Annotated in this window: 21 protein-coding genes; 13 read left to right on the top strand and 8 right to left on the bottom strand. The window is 68.3% G+C overall.

Annotation, left to right across the window (positions count from 1 at the left end; translation table 11 throughout):
* Nucleotides 1-26: 26 nt before the first annotated feature.
* A complete protein-coding gene (locus ABGB06_RS09255; RefSeq protein ID WP_347587175.1) occupies nt 27-1,418 on the top strand; it encodes a Tat pathway signal protein in 1,392 nt (463 codons plus the stop codon).
* 15 nt (nt 1,419-1,433) lie between these two features.
* Here the strand turns inward: ABGB06_RS09255 and ABGB06_RS09250 are convergent, their stop codons facing one another.
* The 5 genes from ABGB06_RS09250 to ABGB06_RS09230 all read right to left on the bottom strand — a co-directional run bounded on the left by ABGB06_RS09250 (nt 1,434) and on the right by ABGB06_RS09230 (nt 8,369).
* Nucleotides 1,434-2,063 carry an HAD-IA family hydrolase gene (locus tag ABGB06_RS09250; protein ID WP_347587173.1) on the bottom strand — a complete coding sequence of 210 codons (630 nt, stop codon included), beginning with the start codon at nt 2,061-2,063 and terminating at the stop codon, nt 1,434-1,436.
* A gap of 141 nt (nt 2,064-2,204) precedes the next feature.
* Entirely contained in the window at nt 2,205-4,718 is a 2,514-nt protein-coding gene (locus tag ABGB06_RS09245; protein ID WP_347587171.1) for an ATP-dependent Clp protease ATP-binding subunit, read from the bottom strand.
* A 642-nt stretch (nt 4,719-5,360) separates the two neighbouring features.
* On the bottom strand, nt 5,361-6,539 hold the full coding sequence (locus ABGB06_RS09240) for a cytochrome P450 (protein WP_347587169.1): 1,179 nt from the start codon (nt 6,537-6,539) through the stop codon (nt 5,361-5,363).
* Nucleotides 6,536-7,726, bottom strand: coding sequence for an MAB_1171c family putative transporter (locus tag ABGB06_RS09235; protein WP_347587544.1), 1,191 nt, complete (start codon nt 7,724-7,726; stop codon nt 6,536-6,538). Before ABGB06_RS09235 ends, ABGB06_RS09240 begins: the two co-directional genes overlap by 4 nt.
* Before the next feature lie 43 nt (nt 7,727-7,769).
* Complete coding sequence (locus ABGB06_RS09230; protein ID WP_347587167.1) at nt 7,770-8,369, bottom strand: regulator component; 600 nt, start codon at nt 8,367-8,369, stop codon at nt 7,770-7,772.
* A 240-nt stretch (nt 8,370-8,609) separates the two neighbouring features.
* Here ABGB06_RS09230 and ABGB06_RS09225 point away from each other — a divergent pair, with 240 nt between their 5' ends.
* Nucleotides 8,610-9,095 (top strand): NUDIX domain-containing protein, encoded by a 486-nt coding sequence (locus ABGB06_RS09225; protein WP_347587165.1) that lies wholly within the window; start codon nt 8,610-8,612, stop codon nt 9,093-9,095.
* Between the two features lie 87 nt (nt 9,096-9,182).
* On the opposite strand, the gene ABGB06_RS09220 is transcribed toward ABGB06_RS09225, so the two are convergent.
* Entirely contained in the window at nt 9,183-9,938 is a 756-nt protein-coding gene (locus tag ABGB06_RS09220; protein ID WP_347587163.1) for a hypothetical protein, read from the bottom strand.
* Nucleotides 9,939-10,300: 362 nt separating this feature from the next.
* On the bottom strand, nt 10,301-10,756 hold the full coding sequence (locus ABGB06_RS09215; RefSeq protein ID WP_347587161.1) for a helix-turn-helix transcriptional regulator: 456 nt from the start codon (nt 10,754-10,756) through the stop codon (nt 10,301-10,303).
* Nucleotides 10,757-11,279: 523 nt separating this feature from the next.
* Between ABGB06_RS09215 and ABGB06_RS09210 the strand changes: the two genes are divergently transcribed.
* The 11 genes from ABGB06_RS09210 to ABGB06_RS09160 all read left to right on the top strand — a co-directional run bounded on the left by ABGB06_RS09210 (nt 11,280) and on the right by ABGB06_RS09160 (nt 20,223).
* Complete coding sequence (locus ABGB06_RS09210; protein WP_347587159.1) at nt 11,280-11,525, top strand: transcriptional regulator; 246 nt, start codon at nt 11,280-11,282, stop codon at nt 11,523-11,525.
* Between the two features lies 1 nt (nt 11,526).
* On the top strand, nt 11,527-12,552 hold the full coding sequence (locus ABGB06_RS09205; protein ID WP_347587157.1) for a hypothetical protein: 1,026 nt from the start codon (nt 11,527-11,529) through the stop codon (nt 12,550-12,552).
* Complete coding sequence (locus ABGB06_RS09200; RefSeq protein ID WP_347587155.1) at nt 12,552-13,244, top strand: ATP-binding protein; 693 nt, start codon at nt 12,552-12,554, stop codon at nt 13,242-13,244. Before ABGB06_RS09205 ends, ABGB06_RS09200 begins: the two co-directional genes overlap by 1 nt.
* Before the next feature lie 106 nt (nt 13,245-13,350).
* On the top strand, nt 13,351-13,926 hold the full coding sequence (locus ABGB06_RS09195) for a WhiB family transcriptional regulator (protein WP_347587154.1): 576 nt from the start codon (nt 13,351-13,353) through the stop codon (nt 13,924-13,926).
* Complete coding sequence (locus ABGB06_RS09190) at nt 13,926-14,903, top strand: DUF2637 domain-containing protein (protein WP_347587152.1); 978 nt, start codon at nt 13,926-13,928, stop codon at nt 14,901-14,903. Before ABGB06_RS09195 ends, ABGB06_RS09190 begins: the two co-directional genes overlap by 1 nt.
* A gap of 67 nt (nt 14,904-14,970) precedes the next feature.
* A complete protein-coding gene (locus ABGB06_RS09185; protein ID WP_347587150.1) occupies nt 14,971-15,195 on the top strand; it encodes a hypothetical protein in 225 nt (74 codons plus the stop codon).
* A complete protein-coding gene (mobC, locus tag ABGB06_RS09180) occupies nt 15,192-15,833 on the top strand; it encodes a plasmid mobilization relaxosome protein MobC (RefSeq protein WP_347587148.1) in 642 nt (213 codons plus the stop codon). The genes ABGB06_RS09185 and mobC overlap by 4 nt, the downstream gene beginning before the upstream one ends.
* Nucleotides 15,830-17,518, top strand: coding sequence for a relaxase/mobilization nuclease domain-containing protein (locus ABGB06_RS09175; protein ID WP_347587146.1), 1,689 nt, complete (start codon nt 15,830-15,832; stop codon nt 17,516-17,518). Before mobC ends, ABGB06_RS09175 begins: the two co-directional genes overlap by 4 nt.
* A 263-nt stretch (nt 17,519-17,781) precedes the next feature.
* The gene (locus ABGB06_RS09170) at nt 17,782-18,915 is read left to right on the top strand and encodes a hypothetical protein (RefSeq protein ID WP_347587144.1); all 1,134 of its coding nucleotides are present in this window, start codon (nt 17,782-17,784) and stop codon (nt 18,913-18,915) included.
* Nucleotides 18,916-19,261: 346 nt separating this feature from the next.
* Nucleotides 19,262-19,684 (top strand): hypothetical protein, encoded by a 423-nt coding sequence (locus tag ABGB06_RS09165; RefSeq protein WP_347587142.1) that lies wholly within the window; start codon nt 19,262-19,264, stop codon nt 19,682-19,684.
* Complete coding sequence (locus tag ABGB06_RS09160; RefSeq protein WP_347587140.1) at nt 19,642-20,223, top strand: PIN domain-containing protein; 582 nt, start codon at nt 19,642-19,644, stop codon at nt 20,221-20,223. The genes ABGB06_RS09165 and ABGB06_RS09160 overlap by 43 nt, the downstream gene beginning before the upstream one ends.
* Before the next feature lie 290 nt (nt 20,224-20,513).
* Here the strand turns inward: ABGB06_RS09160 and ABGB06_RS09155 are convergent, their stop codons facing one another.
* Nucleotides 20,514-22,679: a family 16 glycosylhydrolase gene (locus tag ABGB06_RS09155; protein WP_347587138.1), complete on the bottom strand. Its 2,166-nt coding sequence runs from the start codon at nt 22,677-22,679 to the stop codon at nt 20,514-20,516.
* Nucleotides 22,680-22,695: the final 16 nt, after the last annotated feature.

The following is a 22,695-nucleotide window of genomic DNA, read 5'->3' as shown; positions in this document are numbered from 1 at the left end:
GGTTGCGCATCGGTGATGCTGCGGGAATGGCGCGCACGCCGAACGACCGCCTGGCCCAGACCCTGCGCCTGGCAGGACTCTCCAACCGACAGACCGCTCGCCGCATCAACGCCCTGGCCCAGGCAACCGGACTGAACGTGGCGGTGGACACCGCCCGGGTCGGGCGCTGGCTCGGAGGCGAACGCCCTCGCGAACCCGTCCCCGACCTCCTCCTCGCCGTCCTGCGTGAACACCTCGGCGAACGGCTTACGCTGGCTGACATCGGACTGGCTCGTCCGAGCGCCGACCCCCTGGACCCCGCCTGGGGCCCAGACACCATGCGGGAGACGCTGGAGTCCCTGCACCGCTTCGCCGGGGGTGACCTGATGACGCTGACCCGCCGGGACCTGACCCAACTCGCGCTCGGAGCCCCGCTGCTGGCCGCCGCCGACCGCCTGTGGCGTGCTGTCCCTCACGGACCGGCTCAGCCCGCCGTGGGCAAGATCGGAACGAACGAAGTCGAAGGCGTCGAGGCGCTCGTTCGTCACCTACGGGCCCTGGACGCCTCCCACGGTGGGGAGCTGTGGCGCCAGACCATCGTCGCCCAACTCAACACCGTCATCGGTCTGCTGCGTGACCAGCAGTCCCCGGCCGTCGCCCGCCGCCTCTACCAGGCGGCGACGGACCTGGCACAGCTCGCGGGCTGGACCTCCCATGACGCCGGGCTGTACGGCATCGCCCAGCGTTACTGGGCCTACGCGGTGGCCCTGGCCCGCGAGGCCGACGACCCCGGGCGGGGCGCCGAGGTCGTCTCACGCATGGCACACCAGATGGTCTACATCGGCCACCCCGACCACGCCCTCGCCCTGCTCGACCGGGCGCTGACCATCGCCGGCCCGGCCCACAACCAGCGCCTGCTCGGCATGCTGACCGCACAACGCGGCCGGATGCTCGCCGCCCTCGGCGACCACCAGGAGTCCCGCACGATGCTCGGCCGCGCCGCCGACCACCTCCACGAGGCCGAGACGACCGGCGAACCCGTGGCGGAGTGGATCGCGTACTTCACCCCAGCCGAACTCGCCGGCGCCACCGCCGTCGCGCACCGCGACCTGCTCCTCCTGCACGGCCGGTCGATCGGCCCGGCCAGCACCCACTTCGCGCGGGCCATCGAGCTGCGCGACGAAGGGTACGACCGGGTGCGAGCGATGGACATGATCGGCATGGCCGCCGCGTACCTGGACGAGGACGAACCCGAACGCGCGGGTGCGGTCGCCAGCGACGCCCTGGACCTCGCCGAACGCCTCGACAGCACCCTCATCCGCTCCCGCGTGCTAACCCTGACGGCCGCCACCAACCACTACGCCACCCACCCCGCCATCCGCACCCTCCACGACCGCACCGCCGCCCTGGCCACAGATCCCAGCCTTCAGGCTGCGTGAGAGCGCGCTCGAAGATCAGATTGTGCCTGCTGGTGGCAGGCCGAGCATCTGGGTGAGCTGCTGGACGTAGGTGGTGTCAGGGCTGGCCTGCACGGTGGTGATGCCCAGCGCGGCCGCGGGCGGGAGGTTGATCGCCTGGTCGTCGACGAACAAGCACTCCGCGCCCGGCAAGGCCATCCGGTCCAGAACGAGCTGGTAGATCGCGGGGTCCGGCTTGGCGATCCCCTCACGTTCGGAGATAACCGCCACGTCGAACAGGTTCCACACTCCGATGTGTGCGTACGGGTCGTAGGGGTCCAGGCCGAAACTGTTGGACAGCATGGCCACCGTCATTCCGGCCTCTCGGGCAGCCTGTGCCAGGGCGATGATCTCCCCGGCCCGTCGCACGCCGGCCCAGGCTCGCCCCATGAGGTTGTCCGCTTCGGTCAGGCCGAGGAGCGTCGCGGTTCGTCGGTTCCACTCGGCCTGCGAGATCCGCCCGGCCTCCAATGCCCGGTACAGCTCACGGCCCGCTGGGTCCACATCCAAGGCGTGACGCCACGCTCCCGCCGACAACCCCTGCGCGGTGCACCACTCCCTGGTCGCCTCCCTGATGCCGGTCGCCAGCACCCCGGCGAAATCCAGGACCAACCCGCGATAAGCCACGCCCCACCACCTCCTGGACCAGGACTTCCCGGAAAGCCCGCTGCTCCAACGCCGCCTGCAGACATACCCCCGGACCAAACAGGTGCCAGCCAGGTCCACCGCCGCCGAGTGGCCAGGGCGGGCTTCGGTGGGAGGCCGACCTCAGTAGCCGGCTCGACCCTCCGCGGGCGGGCGGGACTCGGTGCCGGCGACTTCTCCTGGTTCGGTCCCGTCCTTGACGAAGCACTCCAACTCGCCGTCGTGGACGTCGCAGACGGCCGTGTCGCCCGGGGTGACGGTGCCCTCCAGCAGCATGGTGGACAGTCGGTTGTCCAGCTCGGACTGGATCGTGCGGCGCAGCGGCCGTGCGCCGAACTCGGGCTCGTAGCCGTGGTTGGCCAGCCACTCCCTGGCCTGGGGCGTGACCTCCAGGTCGACCTGCTGGGCGCGTAGCCTGCGGCGGCTGCGTTCCAGCGGCAGGTCGACGATGCGCCTCATGTCGTCCCTGGCCAGCGCGTGGAAGACGACGATCTCGTCAATCCTGTTGAGGAACTCCGGGCGGAAGTGCGACCGCAGCTCCGCCATCAGCTCGTCCCTGATCTCGTCCACCGCCCCGTGATGCTCCAGGATGCGGTGCGAGGCGAGGTTGCTGGTCATGATGACGACGGTGTTGCGGAAGTCGACTGTGCGGCCCTGGGCGTCCGTCAGCCGCCCGTCGTCCAAAACCTGGAGCAGCAGGTTGAAGACGTCCGGGTGGGCCTTCTCCACCTCGTCGAAGAGTAGGACGCTGTACGGCGTGCGGCGCACCGCCTCGGTGAGCTGCCCGGCCTCCTCGTAGCCGACGTATCCGGGCGGCGAGCCGACGAGTCGGGAGACGGTGTGGCGCTCCTGGAACTCGCTCATGTCGAGGCGCACCATCCGGTCCTCGTCGCCGAAGAGGAGCTCAGCGAGCGCCTTGGCGAGCTCGGTCTTGCCGACGCCGGTGGGGCCGAGGAAGAGGAAGCTGCCGGTGGGGCGGTCGGGATCGCCCATGCCGGCCCGGCCCCGGCGCACCGCCTGGGAGACGGCGGTGACCGCCTCGTCCTGCCCGATGACACGTTTGTGGAGGGCCTCCTCCAGCTGCAGCAGCCGTTCGCGCTCGGTCCGGGTGAGCTGGGAGACGGGGATGCCGGTGCGGCGCGAGAGCACCTCCGCGATGTCCTCGGCCGTCACGTCGGCGACCCCCGCGGGCCTCTCGCCGAGGTCGGCGAGCTGGCGCTCGGTCTCGTCGATGCGCCGCTTATACTCCGCCGCGCGCTCGAAGTCCTCGCTGCTGACCGCCTCGTCCTTCTCCCGGTTGAGCCGGGTGAGCCGCTCCTGCAGGTCGGTGTTCTCGGTGTCGCCCTCTCCACCGCGCAACGCCACCCTGGCGCTGGTCTGGTCGATCAGATCGATCGCCTTGTCGGGCAGGAAGCGGTCGGTGATGAAGCGGTCGGACAGGGTGGCCGCCGTGTCGATGGCCTCGTCGGTGATCCGCACCTGGTGGTGCGCCTCATAGGAGTCGCGCAGCCCTCGCAGGATCTCGACGGTCTCCTCCACGGTGGGCTCGGGCACCATTACGGGCTGGAAGCGGCGTTCGAGCGCGGCGTCCTTCTCGATGTTCCTGCGGTACTCGTCGATGGTCGTCGCGCCGACCAGGCTGAGGTCGCCGCGGGCCAGGGCGGGCTTGATGATGTTCCCGGCGTCCATGGCGCCCTCGCCCGCGGACCCGGCGCCCACCACCGTGTGCACCTCGTCCACGAAGAGGATGATGCCCTTCTCGGCCGCGGTGACCTCGTCGATAACCTTCTTCAGCCGCTCCTCGAAGTCGCCGCGGTAGCGGGAGCCGGCGACCAGCCCGGCCATGTCCAGTTCGACGACCCGCCGGTCGCGCAGCGCCTTCGGCACGTCGTCGGCGACGATCCGCTGCGCCAGGCCCTCGACGATGGCGGTCTTCCCCACCCCGGGATCGCCGATGAGCACCGGGTTGTTCTTCGACCTGCGGGAGAGCACCTCCACGGTCTGCTCGATCTCCTCGGCGCGGCCCACCACCGGATCGAGCCGCCCGTTCCTGGCCTCGTCGGTCAGGTCGCGGCCGAACTCGTTGAGGGTGGAGGTGTCGGCGCGCCCGCCCGCGCCCCCGCCCCGGCCCCTGGCGCCGTCGGGGAACGCGGCGGACGAGGCGCCCTCCGAGCGCAGCGCCTGGCCGACGCCCGACCGGGGGTCCTCCAGCAGCGCGGCGAGGATGTGCTCGGGGCCGATGTAGGAGGCCCCGGCCCGGCGGGAGAGGGTGTGGGCGTTGAGCAGCGACCGTTTGGCGGCGGGGGTGAGCGCCGGCTCCCCGTCCCCGGTGCCGGTGGGCAGCGCCGACTCCACGTCCTCGGCCAGCGCGTCGGGGTCGGCCCCGGCCTGCTCCAGTACGTGCCGCGCCGCGGGCACCTGCGTCGCGGCCCAGAGCAGGTGCGGGCTGTCGAGATCGGCTCCGTCGTGTGCCGCCCGGCGGCCCGCCTCGGCCAGCACCTCGTTCGAGGAGTCACTGAGCAGCCGGCCGATGGGCACGCGCTGCACGGCGGGCGGAGAGGCCGACGGACTCGTGCCGAAGAAGCGATTGAACAGATCGGAGAACGGGTCACCTGACCCGAAGGGCGAGGTCGCCATGGTCATCACCCGTCCCGGGCGCATGCCACGCGGAGCGCGACGCGCCCGCATCAGTGGCTGTCTCGGTCCAAACCAGTCTTCGGCCGCCCCGACAGCCGAGCCACCAGAAGCGGGCAGCCGGGTGAACCGTCAGCCGGGCACCAGCCGGAGCGTGGTCGGCCCCGCGACCTCGGGCGCCACCATCGGATCCACAGCGCCGCCGTAACGGCGACACCGTTCCAGAGCGGGATGACGGAGACGGCATACCGGAGCACGCTGTCCGCGGCCCGGGGACGCACGCGATACTGGGAACCCAGGGATCGGTGCCCTCCCTCCCGCAATGGTTGCCCGCGGCACAGAGCGAGACCTCCGACACCTGAGGCCGCCGGCTCCAAACGACCTGCCGATCACCCTGATCGGATACTGGCTCGTCGGCACGCCCATCGTCTTCCTCGCCCACGCCACCGGACTGGAGCTGCCGGGATATGGCTCGGGGGCTGCTCATCCGCCTCGCCGTCGGCTCGTCGACGCCCGCCTCCTCCAGGCCGGCCTACCCTGGACAACCCGCCTCGATCACTCCCGACATCACCCAATCAAGTTCAGTAGCCATGCTGGACCAGACTCTTGCCCAGGGCCGGTAGCACCCGATCGCTGGACCGCCGGTCAGGTCAGTACTGGCAGGGCGACCAGCCCTCGCATGAGCCGAGTATGGCGCCAACGAAGGTCGTCGAATGGAACGGCGAGGCGGAGGTCGGGGAAGCGGGTCACGAGCGCTCGGAGGGCGATCTCGGTCTCGGCTTTGGCGAGGGGGGCGCCGAGGCAGCGGTGGATGCCGTGGCCGAAGGCCAGGTGGCCGGTGGCGTCTCGGGCGAGGTCGAGTTGGTCGGGTGAGGGGAAGCGTTGGGGATCGCGGTTGGCGGCGCCGGGGGAGACCAGGACGGGGACGCCCGCCGGAATCTGGGCGCCGCCGAGCGTGAGCGCTTCGGTGGAGTGGCGGAAGGTGGCCATGCTCAGCGGTGAGTCGTAGCGGAGCAGTTCGTCGAGGCAGCCCGCGATCTTGCCGGGGTTGTCACGCAGCTGGGCGAGCGCGGAGGGGTGTTGGAGGAGGGCCAGGACGGCGTTGCCGATGAAGTTGGTGGTTGTCTCGTGGCCTGCGACGACTAGGAGGACGGCGAGCGAGACGAGTTCCTCCTCGCTGAGGCGGTCGTCGCCGTCCCGGGCCGCGATGAGCGCGTCCAGGAGCGCGTTGCCTGGCTGACGTCGCTTGGCGGCGATGAGGTCGGTCATGTAGCCGGCGATGGCGTGGGACGCAGTGTCGATGCGTTCGGGCTGCCCGGCCGCGAACAGGTCGGTGGACCAGCGTCGGATGTCTGGCCGGTCCTCTTCGGGTACGCCGAGCAGCTCGCTGATGACGGTCACCGGCAGGGGGACGGCGAGGCTGGCCACCAGGTCGGCCTTGGCGCCGACGGGCAACCGGTCGAGAAGGCTGTGGGTCACCTGGTCGATGTACGGGCGCAGCCGGTCAACAGCCCCGGTGGTGAACGCCTTGGTGACCAGCGCGCGCAGTCGCGTGTGGTCGGGCGGGTCGGTTGCCAGCATGTTCTCGGCCACCGCGGGATGGAGGTTGCGTCGCGAAGGCCGGCTGGCGAAGAACGCGGCGGTGTCCTTGGACAGCCGGGGGTCGCCGAGGGCTTCGCGGGCCTCGGTGTGCCCGGTGATGACGTAGCTGACGCGCCCGCCGTTGCCGCTGGGCATCGGCTGCACGGGGTGTGTGGAGCGCAGCCGGGAGTAGACGGTGTAGGGGTCCTGGAAGAACCCGGGGTCCAGGGTCGGGTCAGTCACGATGTTGAGACTCCTGCTGTCAGGGACGATTCGGTCGAGGCGAGGCGGATGACCTCCTCGCTTGAGTAGGCGCCGGCGAGTGCCAACAGCCACTGGGTCTCGGCGCGTAGGTCGCCGTCCCCTGAGGGCATGCCGAGAGCTGGGGGAGCGACTTCGGGGTGGGGATCGCAACCGGATCGCTTGGCCCGGACGGCGGCTCTCAGGACGCTTGCCTCCACCTTGGCCTGGCCGTGAGCGGTTGCCGCCGCACCACTCGTGGCGAGGGCGTGGTGCGCGATGTCGTACACGGCCTTCGAGCGGTACGGGCGAAGAGTGAGTACGGCGTCGTAGATCTCGATGACGCGTCGATGCAGGAGGAGACCGACGTCCTTCCGGGAGGTGTTCCCAACCGGGTCTTCGGGCCAGAGGATGATCTCCGGTACCGCGGAGGAGAGGTCTTCCCACAACGGTCCGAGCTTCGCGTAGGAACGAGCCTCCCATCGTCGGTGCAGTGCCTGGCTGATGGGCGAGGTGATCCTCGGCAGGGTGAGACCCACGGTGATCAGGAGCACGGCGAGCGCCGGAGTGGCGACGCTGAACCCGCACGGCCAGACCAGCACCGACGAGCACGGTTCGCGATGCTGATCCGAAGTGATCGGCACGCCGAGGCCGATGGAGACGGGAACAGCCACCTTGTACGCCACGTAGATCAGGGCGAGGAGGCATCCGACGGACGCCACGCGCAGTCCAATGCGCAGGCTTTGGCGTTGCGCGGATCTCGATTGGCTCCACGTCTGTCCAAGGAAGTCCACCAAGCTGAGGAGGAGGGAGGAGATGTAGACAAGGACGTACAGAGCGTAGACGTATGCGGAGTCGCCCGTCAGTCGTTCCACACCGAACAGAAGAGTCATCGTGAGGACCACGCCGGCTAGGAGCATCAGTCGCACACGAATTCGGGGGCGCGCCTCCTCGGCTTCCACGTTCAGCTGGAAGGTGAAGATCAGAATCGCCGTCGCGCCGGCCATGGTGAAGGAGTTGCTGAGCAGACGCGCGGCGTGCGGCACGACCGATTCGATGGCATCCGACACCAGCGGCGCGTACGAGGCGAAGGAGCCGGCGAATGCGGCGAACATGGCGACCATGGCCCACGTGCCCGTAGGGCGTTGGACTCCACCTCCACGAGCCCAGTAGCCCGCGGCGAGGGCCATGACAGCGGCGACTCCCAGAAACAGCGTATTCATCGAGGGCGGTTCAACCCTTCTTGCCAGGACCGGAGAACACTGCCTCCCAGCTCTGGGCGCCCGTTGCAGGTCGCCTGGCAGGGAGTTCGCGTTCACGATAGATGCGCTGCTGAATCAGGGTGGCCATCATCTCGGCTTCGCGTTCATCCTCGGTGGCGTAGCTCGTTCGTCCGGACATGCGTAGGACGAGGGTCGGATTGAAGTTGAGTGGGTGTGTCGCCTCGGCGTCCAGTTGCAGGCTTCCTGGATGATCGCACAGAACGTGGCACAGCTCATGCGTGAGAATATGCCGTTGGTGAAGCAACGATGTGCTCTCTTCGTAGAAGAGAAGGTCGACCTCGGGCATCTCAAGACGGATGCCGCATGGAGCATCCGTGGCACCGAGCGTGCTGAGTGGCTTCAGGATGATCGGCTTACCCCTGAGGAGCGCAACGGCATCCCGCAATTGCTCGGTGCTGAAGCGATGCGGAAGGCTTAGGCGGTCAATCTGATCTTCGCAGCGGTTGCGAAGCTGATCGTCCTGGGGAGCGAGCCGAGGCACTGAATCCTCCTCTGCGAGATCGCGCATCTGCGGCTGTTGGCTATTCGACGCCGACAGGATGCCAAGCATGAGGAGAAACTTGATGCTTCCGCGCAGCAGTGTTTCATCTTTCCACCGTTGAGTCCTTCAGCTTCCGGCTGGATTGTTCGATCTCCTGACGTCCTGGCCTCATCCGGAGCCTGGTCGGGAGTCCTCGTGACGGCGTCACCTCCGCGACTTGATGCTGCGGTGTTGAAGCTTGGCGTCGACTTGAGGGCCAAGCCGCGGTAGTCCTCGACGCACTGTTCCGTCGGCGCTTAGGGTGCCGCGGTGTCCTCGTTGAAGCTTCGCCATGCGGTTCGCGCGATCGCGCTCGATGAGGAGGACCGCATTCTGCTCTGCCGGTTCGTCCTCCCGCAGCGTGTCGTGTGGGCGACTCCAGGCGGCGGCATCGAGGAGGGTGAGACTCCGCTTGCCGCATTGCACCGCGAGTTGCTTGAGGAGGTCGGGTTGGCTGTCGATGTGGAACCGCCGCATGTGTGGCACCAGGAGATCGTCGCCGCCGGGCATGCTCGTGGCTATGACGGAGTGATCAACGACTACTTCCTCGTCCGCGCGCGTGCGTTCCATCCCAGGGGTGCGTTGACGGACGGCGAGCTCGCCGCCGAGCACATCGCCGGGTTTCGGTGGTGGCGACTGCGCGAGATCGCGGAGTACCGCGGTCCGGACTTGTTCGGCCCGCGTGATCTGGCTACTCCGTTGACCGAGCTGATCACCGGTGGGATTCCGGAGCGGCCGGTGTTGCTTGGGCTATGAGATGTCTGGCTGCCGGACAACGGCGATCGCCCGCCTGTCGACGTACTCGCGGGTCAGGCTGGGAGTGCTGCCATCACGCACGAGGCGCTACTGAACTTGGCCCCGACGACGGTCGAAGGCGAGGGAGCCAAGGAAGACGCCCACGAACACCCCCGCGACGACGCCCGCGATGGCCCAGACGGAGGGCATGGCGCCGAGCCAGCCGTTCACCGCCGCGATCGCGAGGACCAGCATCAGTACGCCGAACGCCCCCCGCATCGCATACCAGCCACGCCCCACCGCCGTCACGACCGAGGTCTCGACGGTCCTCCCCTCCCGTGCGTCCGCCTTCGCGCCCTCGACGGCTTCCGGCAGTGGCGTCCACTCCTTGCCGCGCCGGCTCTCCCACGTCTCCCGAATGGGGCGCAGCTTCTCCTCCAGTGACGCCACCGGGCTGGACTCGAAACCGGGAGGTAGGAACCGGCGGCCGGCGCGATCGTAGACCAGAGCGACCCCGGTTGGTTGGGCCCCCCTGCGCGCCGCGTTCGGGTCCGCCGAGATCACCTCGATCTCGATGGCGACGATGTCGCGCCAGGCCGTCCGCCGGGTCCGGAGCAGTCGCCGTACGGTGAGGTGGTCATCGCCGACGTTGGTCGTGCTCCAGACCATTTCGAGGAACAGGTAGAGGACGGGAACGGCGACCGGGGCGATCACGGCCAGGGGGAGGACCCAGGACTCATCGGTCGCCAGGCGAACGGCCAATCCCGACAGGCCGAGGACGACTACCGTCACGATGACGCTGCACCCCGGCGACGTGTACCGGTACCGGCGCACCTGCGGATCGCTCTCTGCCGTGTCGGCCATCTTTCACTCCTGCTGCGTCTGGGCCGGTCAACTGAACCCATGCCGAAGCTACTTGGCGCAAGGAGGTGGAGCATTCCACACGCCGAGATTCACTCCAAAGGGTCCACGGCAGCTCCCCACAAAGCGGCGACGGCGCACGCGGGCGCGCCCTTCACCGACCGCTCACTCACCCGCGACGCGGCAGCGATTCAACTGGTCGTCTCTCCCGCCTCGAAACGGGCCACGGCCTCCAGCCGAACCCCCTCCCGCACAGCCCTCCCGGCGTCGGTCAATCCGCTGCCCTGCTCATACCTCACGCTCAAGGATCTACAGGGCAACAACCCCGCACGTCGGGCGAACGCCCCGACATCACCCAATCAAGTTCAGTAGCTGCGCGAGGCGGGACTTGAGTCGTCCCCGTCCTGCGGGAGACCTTCGAGGCGCCGTGCTTGTTCGATCACAGCGCTGAGCATCTGGAGGCTTGAGGTGCTGAGTCCGTTCGCGCGGAGGGCGACCTTGCGCACGTCCTGGTCGCGCATGGCGGCGAGGACGCGGATCTCGGCCTCGGTGCGTTCGGCTACCTCGTCGTCGAAGAAGTAGCCAGCGGGGACCCCGAAGAAGTCGGCGAGCGCCCTGATCGTCTGCATCTTCGGATTCGACTTCACGCCGGTTCTCAACTGCTGGATGGCGCTGGCGGAGATGGCGATCTCATCGCCGGACATCTCGCGGATGCCCTGCGCGACCTCTGCGTAGGTGTACGAGCCGCGGTTGCTGGGGTGTACCTCCCTGAACAAATGATCCAGGCGTTCCGCGAAGGTACGCGCGCGTTCCTCGGCCATGTCCACCTCCTTCGCCGTGAGAGAGATCCTACCCACTCCAGTGGTGAAGGGTCGCTCTGTCGGGGTGAGGCGCAACACCGTGGTTGCTACACATTGGCGCAACTGGAGTGTACGCTGACGTCGTAGATCATCCACTACGGTGTCGCGTACCTGATGAGACGCGGTGAGACGCATTGCAACACGCTGAGCGTGAGGCGATGAGGACCCGGACCCCCCTGTACTTGCAACGGAGGCGCGGGGCCGCCAAGCAGACAGAAAAGGAGGGACCGGCGACGAGGACATTGACGCGCTGACGCGCTACGCCCGAACGACGCCGGCGCCCAAGAGCTACCAACTCTCGGACGCCGGACCGGCACCCCGAAGGGGCCATTCACATCTCGCGGGCGGCGGAGCTTTTGCAGGAGACCGCCGCGCCGCGCAGTTACCAGGAACGGAGTATCGCATGCTCGCCTCGCCGAGCGGGATTCCGGCACACCCTGAGCCGAATCACCGCCAACATCGTCTCGCCACCCAGTTGGCCGACATGCTCCCCGACACGTCCACCATCCGCGTCGGCGCCTTCGACCCGGCCGCGCCACAGACCAGCCCGTACGCAAGTGCCTCGGACGCGGCCGGAGAGCCGGTCGCGATGAGCCGGACCACAGCCAGGATCGTCGCCCGCTGGGTCAGGCGCGCCTGGCCAGACGCGGACTGGACCCGGTCCCAGGTTCTCCACCTCGCCACGGCCACGCTCGCCCCCGTCGCCTCCGCCGAGCCCGAGGACCGTTGACATGGCGCGCATCCGCACGGTCAAACCCGAGTTGTTCACCAACGAGCGCTGCGCCGAGTGCTCCGTCTCGGCGGTGCTGACCTTCATCGGGCTGTTCACCCAGGCCGACGACCAGGGCCGCCACCGGGACAACGCGGCGATCATCGCCGGAGTCCTCTGGCCCCTGCGCTCCGATCACACACCGGTCCACGTCGAGGAAGACCTCCAGCAGCTCACGAACGCAGGGCTCATCTGCCGGTACACCGGGTGCGACGGCAAGCGGTACCTGCACATCGTGGGCTGGTTCGAGCACCAGAAGATCGACAAGCCCAGCCAGTCCCGGTACCCGACCTGCGCCGAGCATCGACCCGCGGACCGATGCGGCCCGTGCAAGGGCGTCTGCACCACGATCGCCGCGGAGGCCAGGGAATCGCCGACACCGACGGGAGGGGCCGCCGAGGACTCGCCGAACGCTCGACGCCACCTTGGTCAGCCTGCCCGGCAGGCGCCGACACCTCCCGACCCCCACGGCGACGCTTCGACCGCACAGCGGGCCGCCCCGGTGACGCCCGCCGGCGCCCGCGACAGGCCTGTCCAGGCATCTCCGGTCCAGGGACCCCTTTGCGAACCGTCGCCGAGGGCTCCCCGAGAGTTCGACGAAGGCTCGGCGCCTGGATCAAGGATCCTGGATCAGGGATCTCCTTCCCCTACGGGGCGTGCGACGCCCGCCGCCACCGTCACGGCCAACGACCTCGTCGGCGAGTACGTCGCCGCCTGCGCCGAACGCCCACCCGCCGACGTGCTCGGACATCTCGGCCGCCTCATCAAGAGGCTCCTGGCGGAAGACATCGCGGTCACGCACATCCGCGCCGGGCTCAAGCGGTACGCCGAGATCCAGGGCCACCCCAGCCGCCTGCCGAGTCTGGTCAACGACTCCATGAACACCTGGCCCACCCGTTCACCGCAGCCGAACACCGGCCCGCACCTGCCCAGTCACCGGGGATGGACCAACCCGACCGACACCGCCGCCTACGCCGAGGAGCTGTGATGAGCTCACGCGAACCGCGGCCCCTCGGCCAGGGAGCCCTGGACCGGATGACCCGCATCCTGGCGAGGCGCAACATCGACCCCGCCACCTTCACCGCGCCGGACGACGAGCCGGACCAGGCGCTCCGCGCCACCCTGCTCACCAGGGTGCCGCCGCGCTATCGAGACGCCGTTGCGGATCACCCGCAGGTCCTCGCCTGGGTCCGCGAGGTCGCCCGGCAGGCCGCCGCCCCGAACCCCGGCGCCCGACGGCAGATCACCACCGGCCCAAGCCTGTTGATGGCCGGGGTGGTCGGCGCCGGCAAGACGCACCAGGCCTACGGCGCGGTGCGCGCGCTGGTGCGGGACGGCATCACCGTGCGCTGGCGCGCCACCTCGGCCGCCGACCTGTACGCCGACCTGCGCCCCCGCCCCGGAGCGGACAGCGAGCGCGCACTCGCGGCAGTCAGCCGCTGCCCCCTGCTCATCATCGACGACCTCGGCGCGGCCAAGCCGAGTGAGTGGGTCGAGGAAGTGACCTACCGGATCATCAACCACCGGTACAACCACCTGCTCCCCACCCTGGTCACCACCAACCTGGCGATCAGGGATCTGCGCGCCTACCTCGGCGACCGCGTGAGTTCGCGCCTCGCCCAGATGACCACGCGCGTCGAGTTCGAGCCGACCGACCGCAGACGCGTCCGCACCGCCTGAACAGCGGCGGATCCTCCCCGGCGTCGTCCGCAAGGCGCCCGACACCCCCTGAACCAGCACGCCTCTCCGCACCACCCAGTGGGCCGAGAGTGATGGGAGCACGCACGTGAACACCCCCACCCCCGCCAGCAACCCCGTTCGCCACCGCGCCCTCGGCGACCACTCCTGGCAGAACCGAGCAGCCTGCCAGTCCACCGAGCACAACCCCGTCGACCCCGAGATCTTCTTCCCCGACCCCGACGAGGTCGACAAGATCGCCGCCGCCAAGGCCCTGTGCGACCAGTGCCCGGTCCGCCAGACCTGCCTCGACGTCGCCCTGGAGGGCAACGACGTGTACGGCATCCGAGGCGGGATGACCGAGGAGGAGCGGCGCCCGCTACACGACGAACTCGCGGACCGACTCGACCGCAGCAGGGTTGACGACGCCATCGCCGGACGCGACATCCATCTCACCAAGCCCGAACGACGAGCGGTCGTCCTGGAGGCGTACCGCAGGGGCATCAGCGAGGAGCGCCTCGCCTGGCTCTTGAAGATCACCGAGGAGCACGCACAGAAGCTGTACCGCGAGACGCGCCGAGCCCTCCGCAACGGGGAGCTGCGGCGGGCGTCCGCCACCGCCCCGCTGGCCGAGTCGAGCGCCGCCGACCGCCATGGGCGCCGTGACTTCGGGACCGCGGCGTGATGACCACATCGGTGCCCCATTCTCTGCCGCGCATCACGGCATGGGACCGGGCAGCCGTCATCGCGCTCGGTGCCGCCGGCTGCGCTCTGTCGTACGACGCACTCCAGCAGATGGCCGTGGCCATCCACGTCCGGGGCGTCCTGACCTACCTCTTCCCCCTGGTGATCGACGGCTTCATCGCCTACGGGGTGCGAGCCCTGGTCGTCCTGCGCGACGCCCCGCTGAGGGCCCGTCTCTACACCTGGTCGCTCTTCGGAGTGGCCACCGGCGCCAGCATCTGGGCCAACGCGCTCCACGCCCTCCGTCTCAACCAGCAGTCCCTCACGCCTCCCGCAGGGCTACGGCTCGGAGACACGGTGGTCGCCACGTTGTCCACGCTGGCCCCGCTGGCGCTGGCCGGAGCTGTCCACCTCTACATCCTCATCGCCCGACGGCCGGTCGAGCACGGTGACCGAGCCGGCCAAACTGACCGCGGACAACGCGGACGCTGGGGTCAGCCCGGACACTCCCTAGACACCGGGATGGACCGCCCAGGACGGGAGGGCCGTCCCCGCCAGGACACCGAGGAGACGAGCGGCTCCCGGCCATCCCCGGACAAGAGGCGTCCGAAAGATGCCCGGAGGGCAGCCCTCAGCGGTGTCCCGGCGGACGGCGCCGGGGCGGACGCTGCTGTCCCGCCCGGTCGGCACGGGTCAGTGTCCGAGGGCGGTGACCTGGGCGGACAGCCGGACAACGCCCCGTCCCCGGCCACTCGCCCGGCGACCCGATCGGCCGGCGGCCGGAGAGTTGTCCCGGACACCGAGGAACTGCTCCAGATCGCCTGGGCGGCGGTCAGGACCGAGAACAAGCTGACCCGGAAGGTGGTGGCCGAGGCCATCCGCGGTCAGCGGATCCCCCTGTCCAACGACAGGCTGACCGTCCTGATGGTTCATCTCCGCGAGCAGCGCGGCCGGCCGGTCACCTCCGTCCCGAACTGACCGGAGGCCGCCGGTCACCTCGCCGGGACACCCCCACGATCTCCTCCACGGACCGGAGAGCACCACCATGCGAAGCACTTCAGCAACCTGGGCAGAGGTGGACGCCTGGCTCGTCGTCCTCCATCGACGCGGACACGTTGACCGCGTCGAGCCCGACCCCGACGGCACCTGGACGGTGCGGCGCCGCCAGGACACCAACCCGCGGACACTGCACCACCCGGTGCTCGCCATGGACTGGATCGAGGAACTCCTCCGCGACATCCAGCGGCGCGGTGCGGAGACGAGCCGGTGACCGCCGAGCGTCCGGAGCGTTCCACCCAACGACCGGCACCTGACCCCGGTCGGGCCTCCGGCGGAGCAAGTTGTCGCCTGCGACGGTCCTACGGCCCGTCGCAGGCGCCCGCCCAGGGGAGCGGGGGCGATTCGGCCGGCTCCCGCCCGAGGGCGCACGGGAGCCAGACACTGGGGGAGCGGAACCGAGCCGACGAAGCCACCCCCCACCAGCCACCGACGCCCAGCGATGCCCCATTCGCCAACCGCAAGCCGCGCCGCCGCGCCCGCAACCCCACCCAACGCCCCCACAAACTCACCACCCGGTTCTCCGACGCCGAGAGGACGGAGATCACCGACGCCGCCGGGAAGAGGGCCGTCACCCTCGCCCGTTTCATCGCCGACGCGGCCCTCGCCGCCTCCCGCCGCGGGCTCACCGTTTACGTCGACGAACGACTCGACGCGGCCATCGACGAACTGGTCGCCCTGCGCGTCCAGGTCTCCCGCGTCGGCAACAACATCAACCAGATCGCGTACGTCTACAACTGCGGCGGACAGGTGCGACCCGTCGTGCTCGACCACGCCATCGCGGCTCTGACGCGCACCCTGGCCCACGTCGACGACGCGGCCGACGCCCTGGCCACCAGGCGACGTCGGTGATCCCCAAGATCCGACGCGGCTCGCGTACCCACGGCCTGCTCGCCTACCTCTACGGCCCCGGCAGGCGCGACGAGCATACCGACCCCCACCTCGTCGGAAGTTGGGACGGCTTCGCCCCGGATCCCGGACGTGACCCTCAGGCCACCCTCGCCCGGCTCGCCGCTGCCCTGGACCTGCGGGTCAAGCAGGCCGGGGCCGCGGCTCCGGCCCAACACGTCTGGCACTGTTCCGTTCGCGCGGCTCCCGGAGATCGCCTGCTGACCGACGACGAGTGGGGCACCGTCGCGCACCGTTTGGTGCGAGCCGTCGGCCTCGCACCTGATGGCGACCCCGACGGTTGCCGCTGGGTCGCGGTGCGGCACGCCGACGACCACATCCACATCGTGGCCACCATGGTCCGCGGCGACCTACGCCGACCCCGGCTGAACTACGACTACAAAAAGGCCCAGGCGGAATGCCGCGTCCTCGAACGCGAAATGGGGCTCCGTCAGCTCAACCCCGGCGACGGCACCGCGGCCAAGAGGCCCACCAGCGCGGAACGCTTCAAGGCGGAGCGCACCGGCCGCCCTGAGACCGCGCGCGAGACCCTGCGCGACGCTGTCCGCCAGGCCGTGGCCGGAGCGGCGACGGAACACGAGTTCCTCACCCGTCTCCGCCAGGCCGGGGTACGTGTCAAGCTGCGGCACGCGCCCTCCGGCGACACCCTGGGCTACTCCGTCGCGCTACCCGGCGACCGTAACCGTGACGGCACGCCCATCTGGTACAGCGGTTCAGCCCTGGCCCCCGACCTGTCCCTGCCGAAGATCCGCCGCCGCCTGGCCGTCGGGACCACCCCGCACGACGGTGACCGATCGTCGGCCGCGCGAGCACGCCGCAACGCCACCCGCGTCGGCGAACACATCGCGACCACCCTGCACGGAGACGAGAACGACGAGAAAGCCGCCGCCGAACTCGTCAGTGTCGGCGAGCTCCTCGATGCCGTCGCCCACACCTCGTCCGCCACCACTCGTCAGGAGCTGCACGCCGCGGCACGAGCCTTCGAGCGCGCCACCCGCAGCCACGTCCGCGCCGCGAGCGGCGGAGTACGGGCCACCCGCACGGCCGCCCGGGGCATCATCCGGGCCGGCGCCGCACTCGGCCGAGGAGAGGACGGCGCGACCACGGCCATGCTCGTGTCCACCCTCGTCCTCGTCGCAACGGCCGCCGCATCCTGGCACGCCGCCCGAGGCCACGCCCAACAGGCCGCCGCCTGCCGCCAAGCCGCGGACCACCTCCGCGCCGCCTACCACCAGGCCGCCGCCGTCCCCATGCGAGAGCTCCAGCGCGTGGGCCTCTCCCTCCCGAAGGCCGAGCGCCGCAGGTACGAAGCCGCCATCCGCACTGTCCTGCCCGAGCACCACCACTCCCGAGCCGACGCCGCCCGCCATGGCCGGGAAGCGCTGCTCGCCACCCTCGCGCACGCCGAACGGGCGGGTCACGAACCAGAAGCCCTCCTGCGCAAGGCCATCGCCATGCGCGAACTGGACACGGCGGAAAACCTCAACGACGTCCTCGTCTGGCGCCTACGCCGCCTCGCTCACCTGCCAGCCGGTCCAGCCGACGCCGACGACCAATCTCCGAGGTGCACCACCACCCATCCCGCCCAGCGAAACGATGCACCACGTCGATATAGGCGGTGGGCGTAGTGGCAGTTGCGAGCAAGTGGGCGGCGATCGGGCTCCCGTCGGAGTCGGACTAGGACCTCGGAGATGGCCCTCGATACACATGTCACCACCTCTCGGCATCTCCCCGGTTGGTGCAGACGGGTCGTCTGGCTCCCCAGCCGGTGATCTCACTCACCGATTTCCGCATCGACGTGAGCTGTGGCCTGAGGAGGTAGACGCGCACGTGCGGGGCGGTGGTCTGCCGCTGGGATTTGGATGGGTTACTCGTGGGCGATGATGGCGTGGTGAGTCTCGACCTGAGCAACTACGAACTCGTGTGGCCCACAGAGCTGTTGGTGTCCGAGGGGGAGCGCATTCTCCGATCCGCGAGCCCGTCCTGGGAAACCAAGGCCAAGTGGCTGATGACGGAGTCCCTGGCCGGCACGACTGCGGTTGCGGACTTCGAGGAGGTGCGCAGCCAGAAGGCAGCCTCGGATGACCCCTGGCCACCCGCCGTCAGCGGATGGGGCGCCCCGCGGGCCGGAATGGACAAGCGCGACTGGTTCACAGAGCTTATCCAGCGCGCTCCGGAGATCAGACACGCTGCCGCGCCACGGCCGTACTGGCCGCAAAGACACGATAGCGGTCTCTCCCACGACGGCAGCACGCCGCGGGACTCCCGACGGGACTTCACCCGGATCATCCGCGAGTTCGCCGACAACGGCTACCTGGTTGAAGCGTTCGGCGAAGAATGTGTTGACGATCCTGACGAATTGCCTGACGCTTCCGAAGTGATCGACCAGCGCCTCGGGATTCCTGATCTATGGCCCCTTGCCCCGGAAAGCTGGGACCAGGATACTTTCTACGGCTTGGTCGAAGTTTTCCATGACTTGGTTAGCCGTCCCCGAATGCGGCGCTTCCACAGCTACAACGCCTGCGGGTGGCATCATTCTGAGTTCCACAACGGCCCTGCACGTGCCTTGTACCGCTGGAGGGTCAACAATCTCCTGCGCGAAGCTGGCATCGGATATGAACTTGCCGTCGAGGGTGAGGACCTCGGGCGCTTGGTCGGCGTTACTGACGTCGCCCGCTCCCAGCTGATGCATCGCGCACTCAGCGACAGCGCACCGGATATCACCGGGCGCATTCGCCACGCTATCGCGCTCTTTCGTGGACGCGACACGTCCGCCGAAAGCAAGAGGTCTGCGATTGTGACCCTCGCGGGGATCCTGGAAGAGCGCCGTTCTTTGATCAAGGAGAAAGTCGGCAGGCCTGACGAAGGAGCACTGTTTGAGATTGCCAACCGCTACGACCTGCGACACCGCCGGACCGACCAGCGCGGCAACTACGACGAAGCATTCCTCGACTGGATCTTCTGGTGGTACCTGGCCACGGTGGAGCTAACCAACCGGCTGATTGCATCGCGGAATCTGGACTGAGAGGCGGGATCTGTTAGGTCGGACGCCTCCGCATTCCCATGCCAGCCGTCCGATCGAGCCCCGGGCTCGGCTCTGCTTCTCGCAGAGCACCCGTGCCGGCCGGTGGACCGAGAGAGGGCGTCTCCGATCGCCGCCGCATCGGACGTCACGAACCTGCCCTCACCGATAGCCCATCATGCCGAGTACGCACCAAAACCCGGCCTTGACCAGCGGCGATAGCAAGCTGAGACTGGAGTCGAACTCATCCCCAGGCCCTCACCCGATCCGAACGACTGAACCGGCCGCAGGGTCCGGCCCAACGGTCGGCGGAATCTCCACGCGGCCAGTGTCGGCAAGGTGCCACAGTATGAGGATGCTCGTGAGCCCACTGCCCGGCGTCGACCGGAAGCACCTGCACCAGACACTCGGCGAGGTGTGCCAGGAGGCCTCGAACCTCTACACCGGTGGGCCAGATGATCACTACGAACGGCTCCTGGCGTACCTCGATTGGGCGAGCGACGCTGTTGATCGGCTGGGCACGCTCATCAGCAGCGCTGATCTTGACCGGCTCGTCCTTACGAAGCGGTACGACCAGCTGCTTGCCGGCCTGGACAACTTCATTCCCGAATCGACCTGGCGACTTGCCCACAATCTGGTGAACTTCGACAGCGAACGGCGGCTTTTTCTACTGTCATTGAAACGCTCGCCCAAGAGCTGCGGCGGTGGCAGCTACGCGGCGTACCGGTGGTGGCTGACAGCAGCTTCTACGTCCACCACTCCACCAAGTTAGCAGAGACCGACTTCAGCGAGCTTTTGGGTGTCACGGAGAACTCTATTCACCTAATGGTTCCGATGGTGGTCGTAGATGAGCTCGACCATCTCAAGGAGAGCAAGACGCCACAGGCGCGGTGGCGGGCGCGGTACACGTTGGCTGTATTCGACCGTACGTTTCAGCAGGGCACCGAGCAAGCCGTGCTTCGAGAAGCGGACCGGGAAGTGCAACGCAACACGGAGGTTCGTTGCGGCGAAGTGACCGCGCAACTCTTATTTGACCCGCCTGGTCATGTGCGACTTCCAATCAATGACGACGAGATCGTAGACAGGGCGCTCGCCGTTCAGTCGTTGTCGGGGCGCGAGGTGACGATACTCACCTACGACACCGGGCAGGCGACTCGTGCCCGTGCCGCGGGCCTCCGCGACCTCAAGCTGAGTATGCCGGTGGCCGGCGATCCGGAGGAGCAGAGGACCAGCAATAGAAGACTTCGGCTCACTGAGCGACCCGTTGAGCGCCCACCCGAGGGCAACGTCTCGCCGGAGCTGAGAGGCTAGGAAATAGCAGACACACCGAGTCTCGGGCAACCGCAAGGGAGGTGGCAGCGTTTCGTTCGTCCTCGCCAGGCGGTAACACCGTTCCGCCTCGGCCGCGCTCAGGGTGGCGACGTCCGCCACCGAGCAGGACGGTAGGACGCGCCGGCGGCCAGCGCCATCGACTTCCCTACATCCCCAGGACCCAGGTGACCTCGGCGGGGGCGGAGCGGACGGCATCGTATTCTCGCTCTCGACCCGAGCCGTGTTCGCGTACGGCAACCTGCATATCTGCGGGAGTACGTTCGTCTCTGTCATACCCGGGTCAGGCTGCGGGCCTCGAGCGAACTGATCTCCAGCACAGCTGGGAGGGCCTCATAGTCAAGAGGGCCGGCGAACTCGGTGGACTCACTGCTCCACAGGTTCACGTTGAACTCCAGAGGCTGGTCGGGGACCGGTGTCGGGTCCCACAATGCTCGCTCGTACACAGTGGTCCCATCCACCCGCCACCGGATCCAGTCGGGCTGCCAATCGATCTCGTAGTGGTGGAACTCCTTCGATGCATCGAAGCCGAGGTCGATGATCACAGGAGTTCCTCGGTAGCCGTATTCCAGCTTCGTGCCGAGGACGCCCGGGTTGTAGAAGACATTGACGAGCATGCGGGTCGTGTCTTGGCCGAGAATCTCGATGTCGATCTCTTGGCGGGGGCCGTTGCGGTGGAGAAATAGTCCCGTCACCAGGCCCGACCCGGCGGGGACGCGCAGCCGAGCGCTGAAGGTGCCGTAAGTGACCGATGGACGGCTGGCTATGGCGGCTCCGGTGAGGTCGCGGACTTTGGTCACCTCTTCTCGGAGCGTCAGCGTGGCGGGTCCGCGCGGTGGCAGGGTCGCGTTGCCGGGCCGGAAGAGGGCTCTGTTGCTGGGGAAGGTGTCCTCCCGGAGATACCAGTGGCTGTCCGCAAGCCCGGTGCCTTCATGCCATATGATTGCATTCCGGCTAGCCCGAGGAGCATTGCCCTGTGGGGCTGAGATTTCGGTCATGATGCCCGGCCACCCCGCGCGTTGAACGATCCAAGGGCTGGTGTCCCAGGCCAGTGGATGTCCGGAAGTCCTCGCGTCGCTATGCGAGAGGGCTGCGACATGCCGTTGGCCCTGCTCGGGCTGCCTTGGCCAGGGATGGGTGGGGTAGTCGCATGCGAGGAACCGGGCGAGTGTCTGCCAGGGGTCGGGGTCGTCGGCCGGGAGCATGAGCCGTCGTTGGGATCGTTGTTGATTCCATGCTTCCTGGAATGGGGACGGTGGATTCGTCCCCGTAGTGGACATGGTCGTGATGATGAGGCGCACCCGATTTGCGGAGACGATACGTGCGACCTCACGCGGAGTCAGGGAGCCGATATTGACATAAGCGTCGAATACGCGGCGCCGGCTACCGCGGACGAGTGCTTGATTTTCGTGGGCAGGTAAAGTGGCCAGATCGCTGACACAGCGGAATCCGAGGACGGAGAGTGCTTTGGCAAGAGTGGACAGACCGGTTCCGAACTCGCCGACCACCAAGATTGGCTCTCGTGTCGGGCGGTGCTGGATGGCTTGGGGCGCTTCGCGTCGGATGGCGCCCACTTTCGCCAGGGCTGGCATGACTGAGTAGGAGTTGCTTGAGGCGATGCCCGGTCGCTGCTCGATAACGGGGTGGCGCGTCATCTGTACGTTGAGGTGGCCGAACTGCTGGTTGATCCACAAGTCGATGGGGCCGTGGGCCGGCAGCTGGTCAAGGAGCTTGCATGCTCCGGCTTGGGAGAGCACGTAGCCGGAAAGCTGCCACACCCCCCTGGTGGGGCGCCGCAGTAGAGGCCTCGAGCGGCGTCGTGGTTCTGCCGCCTCGCCGGTCTCTTGGTAGGAGAGGTAGAGAAGATCGATGGGGCGGCCAGCGTCGGAGCTTTCCTGTATTGCGCTCCAGGAGTGCTCGAGCACGGACATGCATGTCCGTGTGATGTATGCGTCGTCTTCGAGTACCAGGGTGTAGGGAACGTCGCTGGCGGCGATGAGCTGCCAGACATGGATGTGTGAGAGGGCTACCGCGATCTCTTGCGGCGTCATGTCGATATGTGTGGCGCGTGCGGCGTCATCGATGTCGAGGCGAGGGTGCGGGTCGACCACAAGTTGCTCGGCCAGTGTGTAGGTGGGCTCAAGGAGATTTGGCGGAGGCGGACCCTGTAGATAGCGGGCGTCGACCGCCGGGAAGCGCCTGGCAAGGGTATGAAGTGGCTGTCCTGCCACGTCACGGAGCCGAGTGAGTTCACGGTTGACCATGGTCCAGCGTTCGTTGGCGCGGTCGAGATTGATCACGTAAATGCGCTCGATCGCGGTGGCCGCATGCTGGTACGAGAAGGCGGTACTCCGCCGGCGGATGGAAAGGCGTCTGGTGCGATAGCGGGTCTGGGCTCGCAGGGAAAAAGACAGGCCATACAGGGAACTGATGTTCATGGGTGGAGAGACACTG

The organism is Streptomyces sp. B6B3 (assembly GCF_039871525.1).
GTDB lineage: Bacteria > Actinomycetota > Actinomycetes > Streptomycetales > Streptomycetaceae > Streptomyces.
The sequence above is the reverse complement of the archived record's forward strand: the minus strand, read 5'-3'. Positions and strand labels throughout refer to the sequence as shown.

Excerpts from the sequence above, each read along its gene's own strand:
- ABGB06_RS09255 (WP_347587175.1), top strand. The coding sequence starts at position 27 with ATGGCGCGCACGCCGAACGACCGCCTGGCCCAGACCCTGCGCCTGGCA.
- ABGB06_RS09245 (WP_347587171.1), bottom strand. The coding sequence starts at position 4,718 with ATGGCGACCTCGCCCTTCGGGTCAGGTGACCCGTTCTCCGATCTGTTC.
- ABGB06_RS09235 (WP_347587544.1), bottom strand. The coding sequence starts at position 7,726 with ATGGCCCTCGCCGCGGGCTACTGGGCTCGTGGAGGTGGAGTCCAACGC.
- ABGB06_RS09230 (WP_347587167.1), bottom strand. The coding sequence starts at position 8,369 with ATGCTTGGCATCCTGTCGGCGTCGAATAGCCAACAGCCGCAGATGCGC.
- ABGB06_RS09220 (WP_347587163.1), bottom strand. The coding sequence starts at position 9,938 with ATGGCCGACACGGCAGAGAGCGATCCGCAGGTGCGCCGGTACCGGTAC.
- ABGB06_RS09215 (WP_347587161.1), bottom strand. The coding sequence starts at position 10,756 with ATGGCCGAGGAACGCGCGCGTACCTTCGCGGAACGCCTGGATCATTTG.
- ABGB06_RS09210 (WP_347587159.1), top strand. The coding sequence starts at position 11,280 with ATGCTCCCCGACACGTCCACCATCCGCGTCGGCGCCTTCGACCCGGCC.
- ABGB06_RS09205 (WP_347587157.1), top strand. The coding sequence starts at position 11,527 with ATGGCGCGCATCCGCACGGTCAAACCCGAGTTGTTCACCAACGAGCGC.
- ABGB06_RS09200 (WP_347587155.1), top strand. The coding sequence starts at position 12,552 with ATGAGCTCACGCGAACCGCGGCCCCTCGGCCAGGGAGCCCTGGACCGG.
- ABGB06_RS09190 (WP_347587152.1), top strand. The coding sequence starts at position 13,926 with ATGACCACATCGGTGCCCCATTCTCTGCCGCGCATCACGGCATGGGAC.
- ABGB06_RS09185 (WP_347587150.1), top strand. The coding sequence starts at position 14,971 with ATGCGAAGCACTTCAGCAACCTGGGCAGAGGTGGACGCCTGGCTCGTC.
- ABGB06_RS09165 (WP_347587142.1), top strand. The coding sequence starts at position 19,262 with ATGAGGATGCTCGTGAGCCCACTGCCCGGCGTCGACCGGAAGCACCTG.
- ABGB06_RS09155 (WP_347587138.1), bottom strand. The coding sequence starts at position 22,679 with ATGAACATCAGTTCCCTGTATGGCCTGTCTTTTTCCCTGCGAGCCCAG.